18 protein-coding genes and 1 pseudogene are annotated in these 14,370 nt (G+C 53.2%); 9 read left to right on the top strand and 10 right to left on the bottom strand.

Annotated elements, in window-relative coordinates; genetic code table 11:
* The first annotated feature begins 20 nt into the window (after positions 1 to 20).
* The 9 genes from A8710_RS03205 (at position 21) to A8710_RS03170 (ending at position 4,971) form a co-directional block, all read left to right on the top strand.
* Positions 21 to 293 (top strand): type II toxin-antitoxin system Phd/YefM family antitoxin, encoded by a 273-nt coding sequence (locus A8710_RS03205; RefSeq protein WP_068858018.1) that lies wholly within the window; start codon positions 21 to 23, stop codon positions 291 to 293.
* Positions 280 to 618 (top strand): type II toxin-antitoxin system PemK/MazF family toxin, encoded by a 339-nt coding sequence (locus tag A8710_RS03200; protein ID WP_068858017.1) that lies wholly within the window; start codon positions 280 to 282, stop codon positions 616 to 618. The genes A8710_RS03205 and A8710_RS03200 overlap by 14 nt, the downstream gene beginning before the upstream one ends.
* A gap of 73 nt (positions 619 to 691) precedes the next feature.
* Complete coding sequence (locus A8710_RS03195; protein ID WP_068858016.1) at positions 692 to 943, top strand: antitoxin; 252 nt, start codon at positions 692 to 694, stop codon at positions 941 to 943.
* A gap of 6 nt (positions 944 to 949) precedes the next feature.
* Positions 950 to 1,348 (top strand): type II toxin-antitoxin system VapC family toxin, encoded by a 399-nt coding sequence (locus tag A8710_RS03190; protein ID WP_068858015.1) that lies wholly within the window; start codon positions 950 to 952, stop codon positions 1,346 to 1,348.
* 44 nt (positions 1,349 to 1,392) lie between these two features.
* Entirely contained in the window at positions 1,393 to 2,262 is an 870-nt protein-coding gene (rfbA, locus tag A8710_RS03185; protein WP_068858014.1) for a glucose-1-phosphate thymidylyltransferase RfbA, read from the top strand.
* Between the two features lie 6 nt (positions 2,263 to 2,268).
* Positions 2,269 to 2,814 carry a dTDP-4-dehydrorhamnose 3,5-epimerase gene (gene rfbC / locus A8710_RS03180; protein WP_068858013.1) on the top strand — a complete coding sequence of 182 codons (546 nt, stop codon included), beginning with the start codon at positions 2,269 to 2,271 and terminating at the stop codon, positions 2,812 to 2,814.
* A 6-nt stretch (positions 2,815 to 2,820) separates the two neighbouring features.
* Entirely contained in the window at positions 2,821 to 3,939 is a 1,119-nt protein-coding gene (locus tag A8710_RS03175; RefSeq protein ID WP_068858012.1) for a glycosyltransferase family 4 protein, read from the top strand.
* A 69-nt stretch (positions 3,940 to 4,008) separates the two neighbouring features.
* A complete protein-coding gene (locus A8710_RS12175; protein ID WP_157686259.1) occupies positions 4,009 to 4,173 on the top strand; it encodes a hypothetical protein in 165 nt (54 codons plus the stop codon).
* Between the two features lie 45 nt (positions 4,174 to 4,218).
* A complete protein-coding gene (locus A8710_RS03170) occupies positions 4,219 to 4,971 on the top strand; it encodes a hypothetical protein (protein WP_068858011.1) in 753 nt (250 codons plus the stop codon).
* Between the two features lies 1 nt (position 4,972).
* Here the strand turns inward: A8710_RS03170 and A8710_RS03165 are convergent, their stop codons facing one another.
* The 10 genes and pseudogenes from A8710_RS03165 to A8710_RS03120 all read right to left on the bottom strand — a co-directional run bounded on the left by A8710_RS03165 (position 4,973) and on the right by A8710_RS03120 (position 14,330).
* Positions 4,973 to 6,280 (bottom strand): nucleotide sugar dehydrogenase, encoded by a 1,308-nt coding sequence (locus A8710_RS03165; protein WP_068858010.1) that lies wholly within the window; start codon positions 6,278 to 6,280, stop codon positions 4,973 to 4,975.
* 180 nt (positions 6,281 to 6,460) lie between these two features.
* Entirely contained in the window at positions 6,461 to 6,649 is a 189-nt protein-coding gene (locus A8710_RS12170; protein WP_157686257.1) for a hypothetical protein, read from the bottom strand.
* Positions 6,650 to 6,673: 24 nt separating this feature from the next.
* A pseudogene (locus tag A8710_RS03160) lies at positions 6,674 to 7,496 on the bottom strand (transposase).
* A 220-nt stretch (positions 7,497 to 7,716) separates the two neighbouring features.
* Positions 7,717 to 8,919 carry a glycosyltransferase family protein gene (locus A8710_RS03150; RefSeq protein WP_157686255.1) on the bottom strand — a complete coding sequence of 401 codons (1,203 nt, stop codon included), beginning with the start codon at positions 8,917 to 8,919 and terminating at the stop codon, positions 7,717 to 7,719.
* 28 nt (positions 8,920 to 8,947) lie between these two features.
* Positions 8,948 to 9,715 carry a glycosyltransferase family 25 protein gene (locus A8710_RS03145; RefSeq protein ID WP_068858007.1) on the bottom strand — a complete coding sequence of 256 codons (768 nt, stop codon included), beginning with the start codon at positions 9,713 to 9,715 and terminating at the stop codon, positions 8,948 to 8,950.
* 4 nt (positions 9,716 to 9,719) lie between these two features.
* The gene (locus A8710_RS03140; protein WP_068858006.1) at positions 9,720 to 10,502 is read right to left on the bottom strand and encodes a glycosyltransferase family 2 protein; all 783 of its coding nucleotides are present in this window, start codon (positions 10,500 to 10,502) and stop codon (positions 9,720 to 9,722) included.
* Between the two features lie 4 nt (positions 10,503 to 10,506).
* Complete coding sequence (locus A8710_RS03135; protein ID WP_068858005.1) at positions 10,507 to 11,592, bottom strand: glycosyltransferase; 1,086 nt, start codon at positions 11,590 to 11,592, stop codon at positions 10,507 to 10,509.
* Complete coding sequence (locus A8710_RS03130) at positions 11,589 to 12,596, bottom strand: ELM1/GtrOC1 family putative glycosyltransferase (RefSeq protein WP_068858004.1); 1,008 nt, start codon at positions 12,594 to 12,596, stop codon at positions 11,589 to 11,591. Before A8710_RS03130 ends, A8710_RS03135 begins: the two co-directional genes overlap by 4 nt.
* Positions 12,580 to 13,410, bottom strand: a complete 831-nt coding sequence (locus A8710_RS03125) for a polysaccharide deacetylase family protein (RefSeq protein WP_264753521.1) — start codon at positions 13,408 to 13,410, stop codon at positions 12,580 to 12,582. Before A8710_RS03125 ends, A8710_RS03130 begins: the two co-directional genes overlap by 17 nt.
* Entirely contained in the window at positions 13,407 to 14,330 is a 924-nt protein-coding gene (locus A8710_RS03120; protein ID WP_068858002.1) for a mitochondrial fission ELM1 family protein, read from the bottom strand. Before A8710_RS03120 ends, A8710_RS03125 begins: the two co-directional genes overlap by 4 nt.
* Between the last annotated feature and the right edge of the window lie 40 nt (positions 14,331 to 14,370).

The raw sequence follows: 14,370 nt of genomic DNA, 5'->3' as shown, positions 1-14,370 counted from the left end.
GCCAATTACCTATCATGAGCATGCACAGCATCAGCGCCAGTGAAGCGAAAAATCGTCTCGGCACCTATATTGAAGCCGCACTCGTCGAGCCCGTGCTCATTGAGCGCTCGGGTCGTCCAGCCGTCATGCTTATTTCAGTGGCGGAATATCAACGACTGAAGCGCCATGAGCAGCAGCACTGGCCCAGCCTGGAAGCAGGCTATGCCGCCATGGGAGCCGATGAAGTGCGGGAGCAGGAAGCGAGCGCATGGATCAACGGACTCAGCAAGGATGCCGCCGATGAAGCGTGGTGAGGTTTGGTGGGTACAATTTGATCCCGCCGTGGGTAGCGAAGTTCGCAAACGAAGGCCGGGCATCATCCTCAGCAACAGTGCCGCCAACAAGCATTTAAACCGCGTCGTAGTCGTGCCAATTACCAGCAATGTTGATCGCCTCTACCCCAGCGAAGCGCTCATTACCGTCACCGGTAAAGCCGCAAAAGCCATGGCCGACCAAATCATGGCTGCTGACAAATCCAAACTGGACAGCCTCATGGGTGCACTCAGTCGCGAAGACCTTGCGGCCGTTGAAGAAGCGGTGCAGCTACATCTAGGCATCGCACGAAACACGGTCGCTTGAATGTTGACTGTAGCTATTCATAAAACATGCTGTAATATGGCACTGTCATAATACAATCCAGCGAGCAAACTCCATGACAACCACCGCAAAACTGTTCATGAGTGGGCGCAGCCAAGCCATTCGGCTGCCAGCCAAACTCCGCTTGCAAGCACAAGAAGTACGGATCGAGCAGATTGGCAACGCGCTATGGCTACAGCCGCAAAACACAGCCCTCCAAGATATGGGGCAATGGCTTGCTAGCTTTTACGCCAGCACAGAGCCGTTGCCAGAGGACTTCCTGCACGACCGTAATGATGAACCACCGCAGGCACGAGACTGGAGCTAAAGCAGGATGCAGCGCTCTCTGGATACCAACATTTGCAGTTACATCCTACGCCGCCATCCAGCAGCCATGATCGAGCGCTTTCAAGGCCTGGATCGCGAACAACTCTGGCTATCGTCCATAGTTGCTGCTGAGCTGCGTTTTGGTGCTGCCAAATTGGCATCGCCCCGCTTTTCGGCTGCGGTAGAGGCCTGGCTGGCCGGCTTTAATGTGCGCCCATGGCCCTCTGATGCGGCTCATCACTATGCCCATATACGCGCAGTTCTCGAGTCTACTGGCAAGCCCATTGGCAGCATGGATATGCTGATTGCAGCGCATTGCCTAGCGGAAGACAGCGTACTCATCACGAATAACGCCCGCGAATTTCTGCGAGTGCCTGGTCTGGCCGTGGAAGAGTGGGCACTGTAATCTCACCAGCACGCAACATGACTCAAAAAACAACAGGACCTGACATGAAAGGCATCATTCTCGCCGGCGGTTCCGGCACGCGTCTGCACCCCATTACTCGCGGTCTGTCGAAGCAGCTACTGCCGATCTACGACAAGCCCATGATCTATTACCCGCTGTCGGTGCTCATGCTCGCCGGCATCCGCGAAGTGCTGATCATTTCCACCCCCGACGATCTGCCCGGCTATCAGCGTCTGCTCGGCGACGGCAGCAGCTTTGGCATTTCATTAAGCTATGCCATTCAGCCCAGCCCGGACGGACTCGCTCAGGCCTTCATCATCGGCGCCGACTTCATTGGCAACGACCGCGTCTGCTTAGTACTTGGTGACAATATTTTCTACGGCCAGTCCTTCGGCACACAGCTCAAGGCAGCCGCTGAGCGCGAAACCGGCGCTACCGTATTTGGTTACCACGTTTCCGACCCCGAGCGCTTTGGCGTCGTCGAGTTCGACAACACGGGTAGAGCCATCTCCATTGAAGAAAAACCGACAAAGCCGAAGTCAAATTACGCTGTGACTGGCCTGTATTTTTACGACCGCGACATCGTGGACATTGCGCGAGCCGTAAAGCCCTCTGAACGCGGGGAGCTGGAAATCACGGATGTGAACAACGCCTATCTTCAACGCGGTGATTTGCAGGTTGAGCTGTTAGGCCGTGGCTTTGCCTGGCTCGATACCGGTACACATGACTCGCTCATGGAGGCGGGCTCGTTCGTGCAGACCATCGAGAAGCGTCAAGGCTTGAAGGTCGCCTGCCTCGAAGAAATCGGTTATCGCAACGGCTGGCTGAGCAAAGAGCGCCTGCTGACCGAGGCTGAGTCTCTGAAGAAAACGGCCTACGGTCAGTACCTGCTGCAAGTCGCCAACGAAGGCTGAGCCCCGATGAATGTGATTCGAACCGCCATTGCTGATGTGCTGATTCTGGAGCCAAGAGTCTTTGGCGATGCACGCGGCTATTTTCTGGAAAGCTGGAACGCGCAGAAGTTCAACGAGGCCGTTGGCCATGACGTCACCTTCGTGCAAGACAACCACTCTCGCTCGCGCCAGGGCGTTTTGCGAGGCCTACACTTTCAGCGCACCCAGCCTCAGGGCAAACTGGTGCGCGTGCCGCAAGGCCGCGTGTTTGATGTAGCCGTGGATATCCGCCCTAAATCCCCCACCTATGGCCAGCATGTGGGCGTGGAGCTAAGTGGTGAAAACCAGCGCCAGCTTTGGATACCACCAGGCCTAGCGCATGGCTTTCTGGTGCTGAGCGAGTCGGCGGATTTTCTCTACAAAACCACAGACTACTATCACCCGGCGTCGGAGGGGACGTTGCTGTGGAATGACCCTGCCCTGAACATTCAGTGGCCGCTGCACGAGATTTCCAGTGAGATTTTGCTCACCGATAAAGATCGTCAGGGAAAGTTGCTGAGCGAACTGGATTGAAATGAATTGACAAAAAAGCTCACTGTTCTGCAAACACTGCCCGCGCTTCATAGTGGCGGGGTCGAGCGTGGCACTCTCGAGATAGCCCGTGCGCTAGTCGCAGCAGGGCATCGCTCCATTGTGGTATCCAATGGTGGCCGATTAGTTGAGCAACTCGAGCGCGAAGGCAGTGAGCACATCACAATGCCCGTTCACCGCAAGTCCCTTGCCAGCCTCTTCCAGATCCGACCATTCCGCAGGCTACTCGAGGAGCTGAAGCCGGATATTGTGCATGCGCGCTCTCGCATTCCCGCCTGGATAGCTTGGTTGGCTCTGAGGCGAATGAACCCGGCTACGCGACCACGATTTGTGACCACCGTACATGGCATGTATTCGGTCAGCCCTTACAGCGCCATCATGACTAAGGGAGAGGTAGTTATCGCGGTATCGGAAACCGTGCGTGACTATGTGCTGACACACTATCCCGCCTGCGACCCCGCACGTATCAAGCTCATTTACCGGGGTGTCGATCCCGCCGAATTTCCATTCCAGTACCAACCCTCAGCGACCTGGCTCGCACAATGGCAACAAGATTACCCACAATTGGCCGGGCAACAGGTGCTGGCACTCCCCGGCCGCATCACACGGCTAAAAGGGCACGAGACATTCCTCACGCTCGTGTCGGCATTGCGAGCCCAAGGACTGCCGGTCCACGGCCTAATCGTGGGGGGTGTTGAAGAGGAAAAACGCGCCTATCTGGCTGAGCTGAAAGCGCGTGTGGCAGACATGGGGCTCGCTGATAACATCACTTTCACCGGCCTGCGCAGTGATATCCGTGATGTATTCAGCCAATGCCAGCTCGTGCTGTCACTCTCCACGCAGCCCGAAACCTTTGGCCGTACCGTGCTGGAAGCACTCAGCCTGGGAATCCCTGTCGTGGCATGGGACCAAGGTGGCGTGGGGGAGATTCTACGAGCCTGCCAGCCCGAAGGGGCCGTTACGACTAACAACAACGCTGCCCTGGAGCAGGCGGTCGTCAACGCACTAAACGCCGGCCCGCGCAATAAGCCCGTTGAGCATTTCAGGCTCACGGACATGTGCGCAGAGACGCTATGGGTCTATACCGGCATGTCTCGCCACGCTTAGTAGCAAAAATTCACTCCCTGTACTAAATTGAAGGTGAATAGAAAGCAGAGGTTCGACATGAAAAAGGTCATGAGTCACAAACTACAACAGCTACTGCAGGACCCTGCAGCTGCGGGCAAGTTACGTGAAATTCTGCAAACCGCGCGAGTGGGCGTCACCTCAGAGGCAACCATCGAGTTCACGGTAAACAATGAAACACGCCGCTATCGCCCTCAGTTAGTCTCAGTACGCTAAATCTGCCCCAAGCTCATGCAAGGATGCATTGAGCGGAGACCGGATATGGACATCGCATTTCCAGCATTATTGATTTTTCTTTTCGCGGCACCAGGCTTTATTTTTCGCGAGTTCAATCAGCGTCGCGAAATTCGCGCCACTGAGTCCACACCATTCGGCCGTACATCATTGGTGGCACTGCTTTATTCCGCAATCATCAATAGCATTGCCTATGGCACAGCACGTCTGAATGGTTACGAAGTCAGACTCGGCGATATTTACCTATTGCTCGTTCAGCCAGAAAACATGAGCACTCAACAGCAGCATTGGCAAGTCGCCTGGAATACAAATCCGTCCCTTGTATTGAACTACTTTGGATTGACCTGGTTTGGCGCTTGGCTAGCCGCCACGATCTGGCTGTTAATCGTCACTCATTATGATTTTGAACGGCCAGGCCACAAATTATCTGCTTTTGTGAGAGGGGATGCGCCTTGGTTTTACCTGTTAACCGGTGCAGACCATACATCCCCGGTAGATGGCACCTTCGTTGCCGCAACTGTTGGAATCGAGGGCCATGCCTACCTGTATCAAGGTTTGTTAGCGGGTTTTGAGCTGGCCGACGATGGGAGGCTTAATCGCTTGGTCTTGACTCAAGCGGCACGAAGACTCTTGAATCAAGACAGAACTTCTGTAAGCGCGACAGCAGCCGACCGCTTTTATGCAATTTCTGGCGATCAGTTTGTGCTCAAGTACAGCGAAATATCCACACTAAATATTTCGTATCTCCTCCTGGCAGACCAACAGCATGGCAACACCTGAACTACAAACGCCATAGCGGCAGCCCGGCCGCAGCAAACGCTCCTCGGTCAAACACAGACTTGATGTCAATCACTGGCGTACCCACACCAAACGCGGCCACAAGCTCCGCTGGTGCCAGTGCCTTGATGCGAGCATGAGCAACGGCCACCACAACCGCATCAACTCTCGGCACGGCGTGCCAGTCGGCCACCATCGTTACGCCGTACTCTTCATGCGCTTCATGCGCATCTGCGACCGGGTCCCAGATCACTACCTTGAGACCATGCTCTTGCAGCTCATGCACAATATCGATGACTTTGCTGTTGCGAATATCGGCACAGTTTTCCTTGAAGGTCAGGCCCATCACCAACACGGTAGCGCCAGCGCGCAGGCGATCAGCCTTGAGCATTTCACGCACGGTTTGCTGCGCCAGATACGAACCCATGCGGTCGTTAATACGGCGGCCAGCCAGAATGACCTCCGGGTTATAGCCCAGCGTTTGGGTCTTGTGCGTGAGGTAGTACGGGTCAACCCCAATGCAATGGCCGCCAACCAGACCGGGGCGGAATGGCAGGAAGTTCCACTTGGTGCCTGCCGCCTCAAGCACCTCCAGCGTATCAATGCCCATGAGATTGAAGATCACCGCCAGCTCATTGACCAGCGCAATATTCACATCACGCTGAGTGTTTTCGATGACCTTGGCCGCTTCCGCGACACGGATCGACGAAGCGCGATAAACACCGGGCTCAACCACGGCCTCATAAAGTGCGGCAACACGATCCAGTGACTCGGCATCTTCAGCAGCCACAATCTTGATGATGGTTTCCAGGCGATGGGTTTTGTCGCCCGGATTGATACGCTCGGGGGAATAGCCCAGCTTGAAATCCACGCCTCGACGCTTGCCAGACAAGCGCTCCAGGATAGGCGCGCAAACATCATCGGTAACGCCGGGGTACACCGTAGATTCGTAAATCACAATGGCACCGGGCTTAAGATGCGGCGCAATAGTTTCTGTGGCGCGGATGACAGGCGTCAGGTCAGGCTGCTTGGCATTGTCGATGGGGGTGGGCACGGCAATGATTAAGTAGTCAGCGGCGGCAAGTTCAGCGGCTTGCGATGTAACCGCGAGCTGTGTGGACGCCTGGAATGCTGAAGGCTCCATCTCGCCGGTGGGGTCATAGCCATCCCGATAGGCCTTGAGCTTGGCCTCGCTGATATCGAAGCCGATGGTGGGCATGACGCGGCCAAAGGCCAAGGCCAACGGAAGACCGACATAGCCAAGGCCAATGATGGCGACGGTCTTGCCCGACAAGGCAGCGTGATTCAGCATGTAGTGACTCCCTGTTTTCAATCAGTGAGAGCTTACTGGAAACAGGGGAATTGAGTCAGCCAATGTTGTAGCCATTCGGCGAGAATCTTGATAGCAGCAGCCTTTCTTCCAATCCGCTAGCGCTGACAGCTAAATAATTGCCCATAAATATTCATTAGAAGCCAGCCATAACGCAGCATTTTATGCTTGGCGCTCAGAAATAGTTTCATCGCTAGCTAGTAAAATTAAAATAGCGCTAACAGCCAAGCCACACTCAAGCGGCAACTCAGCCCAAAGCAACCAACTAACTTTCTTAAGATATTTTTTAAAAATAATACCAGAAATAATTAATGATGCTGACTTTGTAAGGTGGCCAGGTAATCCCCCCATTTTTAACGGGGCCAGAAGTAGAACCTAGGCCAACATGGCCAACTTCTGTTTCGGGGTGATGCCACCCAAGCCCATATTCGGGCGCTCGTTGTTATATGTCCACAGCCATCGTGTGCCATGAGCCTGCATTTCTGTTAAGCTGCCGAACAAATATTGGCCTAGCCATTCATACCGAACGGTCCGGTTATAACGCTCGACATAGGCATTTTGCTGCGGATTTTCTGGTTTGATATGCGCGATCTCAATGCCTCGCTCTGCCGCCCAAGCCATCAGTTTGCCACTGATCAGCTCCGGTCCGTTGTCGCAGCGAATCGTCTTCGGCTGACCTCGCCATTCGATGACCTGATTTAGCGAACGGATCACCCGCTCAGCCGGCAATGAGAAGTCCACCTCCATACCCAGACCTTTTAGTTGTGCGTCAGCCGGATCAGCCAGTCGGCGATCTCGGCATTCTCTGAGGACAGCTTGGGTTGATAGCGGTAGCAGGTCTCGCTGATGCTGAACGTGGCGCACGCCAACCGGATGCTCATAGCCTGTGTCGCCACAGCCTGCTGAGCCATCTCACGTCGGCGAGACGGCCTTACCACTTTTTTGCCATGGCTTCCTTGAGCACATCAGCTTGTAGCTGAACCTCGGCGTACATTTTTTTTAGCCGACGGTTCTCGTCTTTGAGCTCCTTGAGCCGAGACATCATGGACGCATCCATGCCGCCGAACTTGGCGCGCCACTTGTAAAACGACGCCACGCTCATGCCGTGTTCGCGGCACAGGTCAGGCACCGGCGTACCGGCTTCGGCTTGCTTCAGGATCGCCATGATCTGGCTGTCACTGTATCGGGATATCTTCATGTAGAACTTGCTCAAATCGTCTGGAGAAAATTCTACTTCTGATCACCATTAATTTCTGGGGGGATTACCCACAAAGCTGATCAGCAATCTAGGGGGCATGGAACTAGGTGTAGGCATTGCTCTTTTATACGCAGGGCAACGACTCAATGGCTGTGCACACGCCATCCAAAAGACAGGCTGAACTCTATAGACGCCGCCGCAAACCCATTGCAGGCGTGCCTTACGAGCACGCTGCAAATGCCTTCCTGAATCCATCTACCACGGAGCTAACGGAAAACTTCTTTTTATTAATAATTGATAGCTCTATTGCTTTATTGTCGTAATGATTTTTATTCTCGAGATAGCTTCTCATCAAGAGCTGAGCATGCTTAATATCTGGCTCCGCCCATTGATGTCTATCATCATAGTTATCACTCCACACCGGCTCATTAACAGGCACAAGACGATAATTAACAATTAGCGACCTTTTGGAATCAAGAAAGTCCATTTGCCCACCATAGCCAGGCATTATCACTGAATTAGAAATTAAAGTAGCATCGAATGCGCCCATCCCCCACCCCTCAGTTCTCGCAAGAGAAACAAAGCAATCTGAATAGAGGTGAATTGCGAGCAAATCTTTGTTACTTAAATCTTCACGATCTATAAATAAAATCCTCGCAGGATCATCGTATGACCTAAGTATTCGTTGAAAGGACACCTTCGTATTAAGAGATTTTTTCCTATAAAAATTCCTCCAACTTCTCCCTCGCCACGTTAGGTCTTTCTTCGAAGTCTTAATAACCAACAATACATTATCGCCGCTCTTAAATTCATTCAAATACGCCTTAACAACTGCAGACGGAGACTTACGCTCACTCCAAAACCCTATATGATAAAAAATAACAGCGCCATTTGTTTTATACGGGACCAATGCTTTCGAGCAGACTGACGCCTCAAGCGAACTTAGGCCGCTCGCATCTTTGTTTTTTATTAGCTCTTCATAACCTTTATCGCCGTAAAATTGCGACAAATGCGGGACAACAAAAACAGGGACAGAAATTCCCGAATTTATAAAACACTCCTTATTCCAGGAGCAAGGAACTATCACAGCATCCAAAAGATTTATTTCTTTAACCCAAGTCTCTGGTAAAAAGTCATGCTCCCATACTGTATACCCAATAATTTTCTTGCCCACCTGTCGTTCGGAATTAACAAATCTTGGGAAGTGTGATGGCATCGCGTGAATCAGCACGTAATCATAATCAATATTTTTGTAATAAAATTCTCTCAGATTTTCAGGGACCACATCTTTTTTAGGATTATGGCCAGAAATTGACTCCCAGGTCACACTGAAACCCGCATCACTAAGCGCAGCTATATATGCACGTGCGGCAACCGAATAGCCACTATTATCCATATATGATATATATTTTAATTTTTCCATACAAATTTTATTTTATTGCCCTAAAATATCAATGCCTACCTAGTGGCCGTCCACGAGCAACAAATATCTCCCTGATACGACGAATCAAACGATAAAATAAATACAGTAGAGCATCCCGCCCACTTCTTCTCTTCATTCGAGCATATTTTCTATCCCGTTCGAGAGAGGATTTTAGAACAGATACTTGTTGATCGCAAAGGAAGTTATCAAGACCTCTAATCACAATATCAGACGCCCTGCCAATAGAAATCCAATCATCCGCACTATATACAACCGGATTATTAGCCCTACCGACCATCAGTGCGGCCTTACGATTAATCAAGTAAGCATTTGCATTCCATGCCCTCACAGGAATTACAACACTGATTCTTTCGTCAATACTAACAACTGGACTCTTAATGAATTTACGAATCCTTCCCAATAGGACTAAGTCCGCCCTAATCAAGCCTTCACGCTCGATCAAACCATTAATTACATCTACAAAATTCACAGGCAAAACGGAGTCATCTTCCAATACAACAGCCCAGTCTGCATTGCTCGAAATGATATAATCATAACATTTCAAATGACTCAGAGCGCAACCCAGCTCGCCTGCTGTCATGGAGCGACCTGAATGAGACCTTACACGGAAGTCATTATAAAGTACCGCTCGTTCAGCATCAGAAATTTCTGAACCACGAATAGCAGGTACAAAAATTCCACTTAAACCAAGCTCATTAAGCTGGGCGCGCATCACTTGCTGACGATCCAAGGCATCAGGCAAGCTGATAATTAATATTGGCCATTTGTTATTCATAAAATTACTTCAAAATACTCACGGGCACAGTTCCGCCATGAAGCCCGATCATCCCGAGCTTGAAATAACGAGCATTATAATAAATAAGCCTAAGAGGACTCATAATTATTTTTCGCCAGAAAAATAATGGATACAAACGCACCAGTTTCACATCTGACAATCTTTTTCTTACCTTACTCATTGCTCGAACCGTCTGCTTTGGCCGATGCTTTCGATACTTGATTACAGGCCTTGGAAGATGGATGCCCGCATACCCATGATGCCAAATCCGGATGAACAACTCCCAGTCCTCTCTCAAATCAAATCCACGATCGAAACCACCAACACTATTGAATATATCTCGCTTAATTAAAGCACTGGTTTGAATATAATTGAACTTTGAGAGCTCAGACGGGTCAAACTTAGCCGATGTAAAAATGTCATTTTTTTCACCGAAATATTGCAATTGGCCGTAGCAATAAGCCACGCTCGATCCTGCCGCATCGAGCGCTTCCAGCATTACAGCAAGACTATCAGGGTATAAAAGATCATCTGAATCCAAGAAAAGCAAGTAATCGCCTGATGCCTTTGCTGCAGCATTATTGCGCGCCGTAGAAACGCCTTGATTTCTTTGCGATAGCACCGTGATGGGATAGCGCATTGCTACCTCAATGCTTTCATCCGTAGAGCCATCGTCAATAAATATAACTTCAACTGCCGGATATGTTTGAGCCAATACAGACTCAATGGTCTCCGCCAAATAGCGGCCATAATTATAGTTTGGAATGATGACCGAAATTTTCTTCATTAATTCAGACCTCTATTCCGGCCAGCAAATTAGCCAGTTTTTGTCGAATAACCTTATTGGAAAAGTATTGCCTATAATTCATATTCGCCGCATCACCCAATGCTTGCAACATGTGCCGCCGAGCAAAAAGATGCTCCACAGCCAAATGAATACTGGCCGGATCACCCGGCAAGGCCCAGAACAAGCCCTGATCCTCATCTGCCCGCAAACTATCCGGATACGCTGGCGTACTGGCGGTGATGACAGGGCGGCCAATCGCCAAGCCCTGGTAAACCTTGTTCGGAATAACCCGCCGCGCCTTCTCGGTGGAGCCAAAGATACCCAGAATGGCATCACTGCTGGCGAGTCGACCCGGCAGCTCCAGCAACGGCCCCCAAGGCTCAAAGATAACTCCCGGACCAGCGCCATCAATGCACAAATCTGCCAGCAGTGTTTGGCAGGCCTCTCGCATCGGCCCTTCCCCAATCAGGCGCCAACGCACCGGTGGGCCTTCATAAGTGCGGATGGCCTCCGCCAGAACATCCACCCCCTGCAGCCCGATAAACGTACCAAAGAATGTCAGCTCCAGTGGTGAGCCAGGCGGCTTGGCAGGCCAAGGCTGCGGCGCAAAAACAGCCTCTTCGGCGCCCACCGGAATAACGACCAGACGCTCGCGGGCTACACCGAGCTCATCGGCAAAATAGTCTGCATGACCGGCTGTATCGGCAATGAGCCAATCGGCTCGTTGAAACAACCCACTTTCCCACGCCAGCAAGCGGCGGGCCTTGGCACTCTCGGGGGCGAACTTGTGACGCTCGTGCACCTGCTTGTCATACGAGCTGATGAGCGGATCGAACACCAATGGAATCTGGTGCCGCCGCGCATAGCGACTGGCCGCAGGCAAGTCACGCTGACGAAAACAGGGCACCCAGATCAGGTCAGGCTTTTTGCCGCCACGCCAGGCATATTCCCAGTCGGCCAGAAACGAGAACCGAGGCAGAAAGCGCGAGACGTCATGGCCCAGTTCACGCAGCACACTCTCGATAACCCGATTACGCGGATAGTCCGGACCGTAATTGCCGTAACGCCCCCAAATCAAGACGCTCTTCATGACACCTGCTTCCCGGCTAAATAGGACTCAAGAGCCGACCGAATCAACTGTGGGACATCCGGAAACCCACTGGCTAACTCGGGGCCGCCCGGAATGGCCTGAATTGGCTGCTCCAAAGGAATACGCTGAATCAGCCCGGCCTCGGCATAAGCTGCCAATGCCCGGCCATCATTGTCATTGGGAGCCGCGCTTCGCGGCATCAATGTATATACCTGGCGGCGAGCATAAATGCTTTCAGCCACCATGGTCAGACTCTCCTCGGTCACGACGACGCACGACGCTCGGCTCAAGAAGTCACGCACAACCGGCTGCGGCGCCTCTGACCACCAGACAGCTTGCGCCAATACGTCAGCCGGCAAAGCCGCTTTGAGCAAACGCTCGGCGTCGACACCCGTACGTCGTGATGTGGTCAGCAGCAATCGGGCACCACGCTCGGCTGCAAGCGCATTTAGCCAGGCCGCCATGGCTTGCCAGTCCGCTTCCCGAAACTCATAGCCAGCACCGTCGCCGCCAACAAGCACCGCCACCAAGGGCTCGGCACCCGTCGTCAACGCTGGCACATTGAAAATGTCGGCAGGAACAGGCGGCAAAGGCAGCACACAATTATTCGGCACGCCCAGACCGACCACCGTAAAGATGACGCGATAAGCACTGGCGTCATAGCCCTTGAGCGTACCGCTGTATGTATTGGGAGCTTGCCGCTGGCGTGCCAGCAAGGCATTGGCCAGCAAAGTGTTGGCACCGGATGAAATGATCAAGTCCGGCTGGCCGACCGGCAGCTTCAGGTCGTAAACCCGGGCCAGCCAGAATGCAGGATTGCGTATCCACGGCAAGCAAAGCCGCCCCAGACGCTTCCAAAGTGAGCTGCGGACCTTGAGCATGACACGCAGTATCTCGACCTCATACGCTTGTGCAAGCGCATCCGCGATACCTTGGCTCTGACTCCAATGGCCAGGAGCGCCATCCGTGAGTAGCCACAGCTTCAGCTTATTTGCTCCAGCCACGCCGACCTCCGCGCATTTTCATGACGAATGCCAGCTGGTTATCTTTTCCACTGACCTTGACCCGTTTTAGATCCAGCGGCTCCGGGCGAGGCATGAGCTCATCAATGCCTTCGATCGTGGTCACAGCCGTTTCGTAGCCAGTTTCGCGTGCCAAGCGAACATCATCTGCACTGTAAATGCCAAAGGGGTAGGCAAAGCTGCGGACAGGCTTGCCCGTCAGAGCCTCCAGCTGCTCGCGCGATGCCAGTAACTCATGGCGTTTGGCGCCTTCAGGTGTGGTGCGCAGGTTGCAATGCGTCAAGGTATGCGAGCCGATTTCAACGCGACCACTGGCAACCAGCTGTCGAATCTCTTCGTCACTGAGCTTGGTTTCGCGCGCCAACTCACCGGAATTGTGATGTGCTTTCTTGTAGGTCGACCAGTCACGATCATGGCGATCAACCACGACATAAATGGTGGCCTTGGCGTTATAACGCTCAAGGATCGGCAAGGCATAGTGAAGATTGTCGGCATAGCCATCATCAAAGGTGATGGCAACAGCGCGCTCGGGCAAGCGATCCCATTGTGCCCACAGCTCGCTCATGGTGTAGAAGCTGAAGCCCTGCTCACGCAGCCAGCGAACCTGCGCCTCGAAGCGCTCTGGCGTGACGCGCAGGCCATTGAATTTCGCACCCGCACGATGCGGTTGCACCATGTGGTACATCAGGATGCGCGGACGCTGCCAATTCACGACAGGTCGCCACCACGCATAACGGTGGGAAAACCACAGCAGAATTGCACCAAGTATCATTCCGCCCAGCATCATTCCCGTCATGTGCGAGTACCCCATATGACATAAGCTACTCGACGTGCCTCTGCCAAAACGGTTCGGTTAATGGTTTGAGAAACGAGCGCTCCTGGGTGCTTACAAAGCAACCCATTTTTCAGCAACCCCTCCACACCCCGCACCAACCTCCCCGGCTTACCTTCGGGTCGCTGCAGCCCCACCAGCCCTACCGCACACCCCGCCGTCAGCGCCTCGTAAATCATCGACACACTGTCTTCGGTGACCCACGCATTCTCAGCGATGGCCAACTCACTGGCGAGCCAGCCCGGCGGGCATTGTTCCCATGGCTGATACTCGACTGGCCAGCGCGCGGCCAAGGTGGTGCGCAGTGCGGCGGGTGTGCGGCGCGAGTCGGTCAGGCGTACTTGGGGGTGTCGCGCCATGATTTGCTCTAACTGCGCCAGCACCTGTGTGTCATCCCAGAGAAAATGCTTACTCACCCCCCCAACCATCACCACGGTGTAACCGGGGCGTTTAACGGCGGCTGGCTGCATGGCGTTAAGGACGCCTTGAGTGACAATGACGTTACGACCCGTGAGGCCGTCGTGGGCAGGCGCGACCACCCAATCGAAGCACCAAGAGGGCAAGGTCGGCGACATCAGCGCGATGGCCTTACCGCCAACGCTGCGCCGAGCGCACAACATGGGCCAATGGGTGCGATGCCCTGCGCCGATGATGAAGTCCGGGCGGGGCTGTAAGAAACCGGGGCGAAAGCGCTTAAACAGCCAATCCCAAAGGGTGTAGGGATAGTCACCCAGGGGCATATCGATGCAACGCGGCTCAGCAAATCCCTGTTCAGCGGCGAGCCGTTTCAGGGCATTGACCAGACCCAGCGTTTGACTCTCGTGGCCGGGCTTACCATCCATGAGACGCCAAACGACGAGAGGCTGAATAGGGGCATCTTGCATGCGAGCTGGCGCCTTAAAGTGATGAGGGGCGTTATGCCCC

The organism is Perlucidibaca aquatica (genome assembly GCF_001676655.1).
Taxonomy (GTDB): Bacteria; Pseudomonadota; Gammaproteobacteria; order Pseudomonadales; family Moraxellaceae; genus Perlucidibaca; species Perlucidibaca aquatica.
The sequence above is the reverse complement of the archived record's forward strand: the minus strand, read 5'-3'. Positions and strand labels throughout refer to the sequence as shown.

Coding starts and splice junctions, on each gene's coding strand:
- A8710_RS03205 (WP_068858018.1), top strand. CDS start 21: ATGCACAGCATCAGCGCCAGTGAAGCGAAAAATCGTCTCGGCACCTAT.
- A8710_RS03200 (WP_068858017.1), top strand. CDS start 280: ATGAAGCGTGGTGAGGTTTGGTGGGTACAATTTGATCCCGCCGTGGGT.
- A8710_RS03195 (WP_068858016.1), top strand. CDS start 692: ATGACAACCACCGCAAAACTGTTCATGAGTGGGCGCAGCCAAGCCATT.
- A8710_RS03190 (WP_068858015.1), top strand. CDS start 950: ATGCAGCGCTCTCTGGATACCAACATTTGCAGTTACATCCTACGCCGC.
- rfbA (WP_068858014.1), top strand. CDS start 1,393: ATGAAAGGCATCATTCTCGCCGGCGGTTCCGGCACGCGTCTGCACCCC.
- rfbC (WP_068858013.1), top strand. CDS start 2,269: ATGAATGTGATTCGAACCGCCATTGCTGATGTGCTGATTCTGGAGCCA.
- A8710_RS12175 (WP_157686259.1), top strand. CDS start 4,009: ATGAGTCACAAACTACAACAGCTACTGCAGGACCCTGCAGCTGCGGGC.
- A8710_RS03170 (WP_068858011.1), top strand. CDS start 4,219: ATGGACATCGCATTTCCAGCATTATTGATTTTTCTTTTCGCGGCACCA.
- A8710_RS03165 (WP_068858010.1), bottom strand. CDS start 6,280: ATGCTGAATCACGCTGCCTTGTCGGGCAAGACCGTCGCCATCATTGGC.
- A8710_RS12170 (WP_157686257.1), bottom strand. CDS start 6,649: ATGGGGGGATTACCTGGCCACCTTACAAAGTCAGCATCATTAATTATT.
- A8710_RS03150 (WP_157686255.1), bottom strand. CDS start 8,919: ATGGAAAAATTAAAATATATATCATATATGGATAATAGTGGCTATTCG.
- A8710_RS03145 (WP_068858007.1), bottom strand. CDS start 9,715: ATGAATAACAAATGGCCAATATTAATTATCAGCTTGCCTGATGCCTTG.
- A8710_RS03140 (WP_068858006.1), bottom strand. CDS start 10,502: ATGAAGAAAATTTCGGTCATCATTCCAAACTATAATTATGGCCGCTAT.
- A8710_RS03135 (WP_068858005.1), bottom strand. CDS start 11,592: ATGAAGAGCGTCTTGATTTGGGGGCGTTACGGCAATTACGGTCCGGAC.
- A8710_RS03125 (WP_264753521.1), bottom strand. CDS start 13,410: ATGACGGGAATGATGCTGGGCGGAATGATACTTGGTGCAATTCTGCTG.
- A8710_RS03120 (WP_068858002.1), bottom strand. CDS start 14,330: ATGCAAGATGCCCCTATTCAGCCTCTCGTCGTTTGGCGTCTCATGGAT.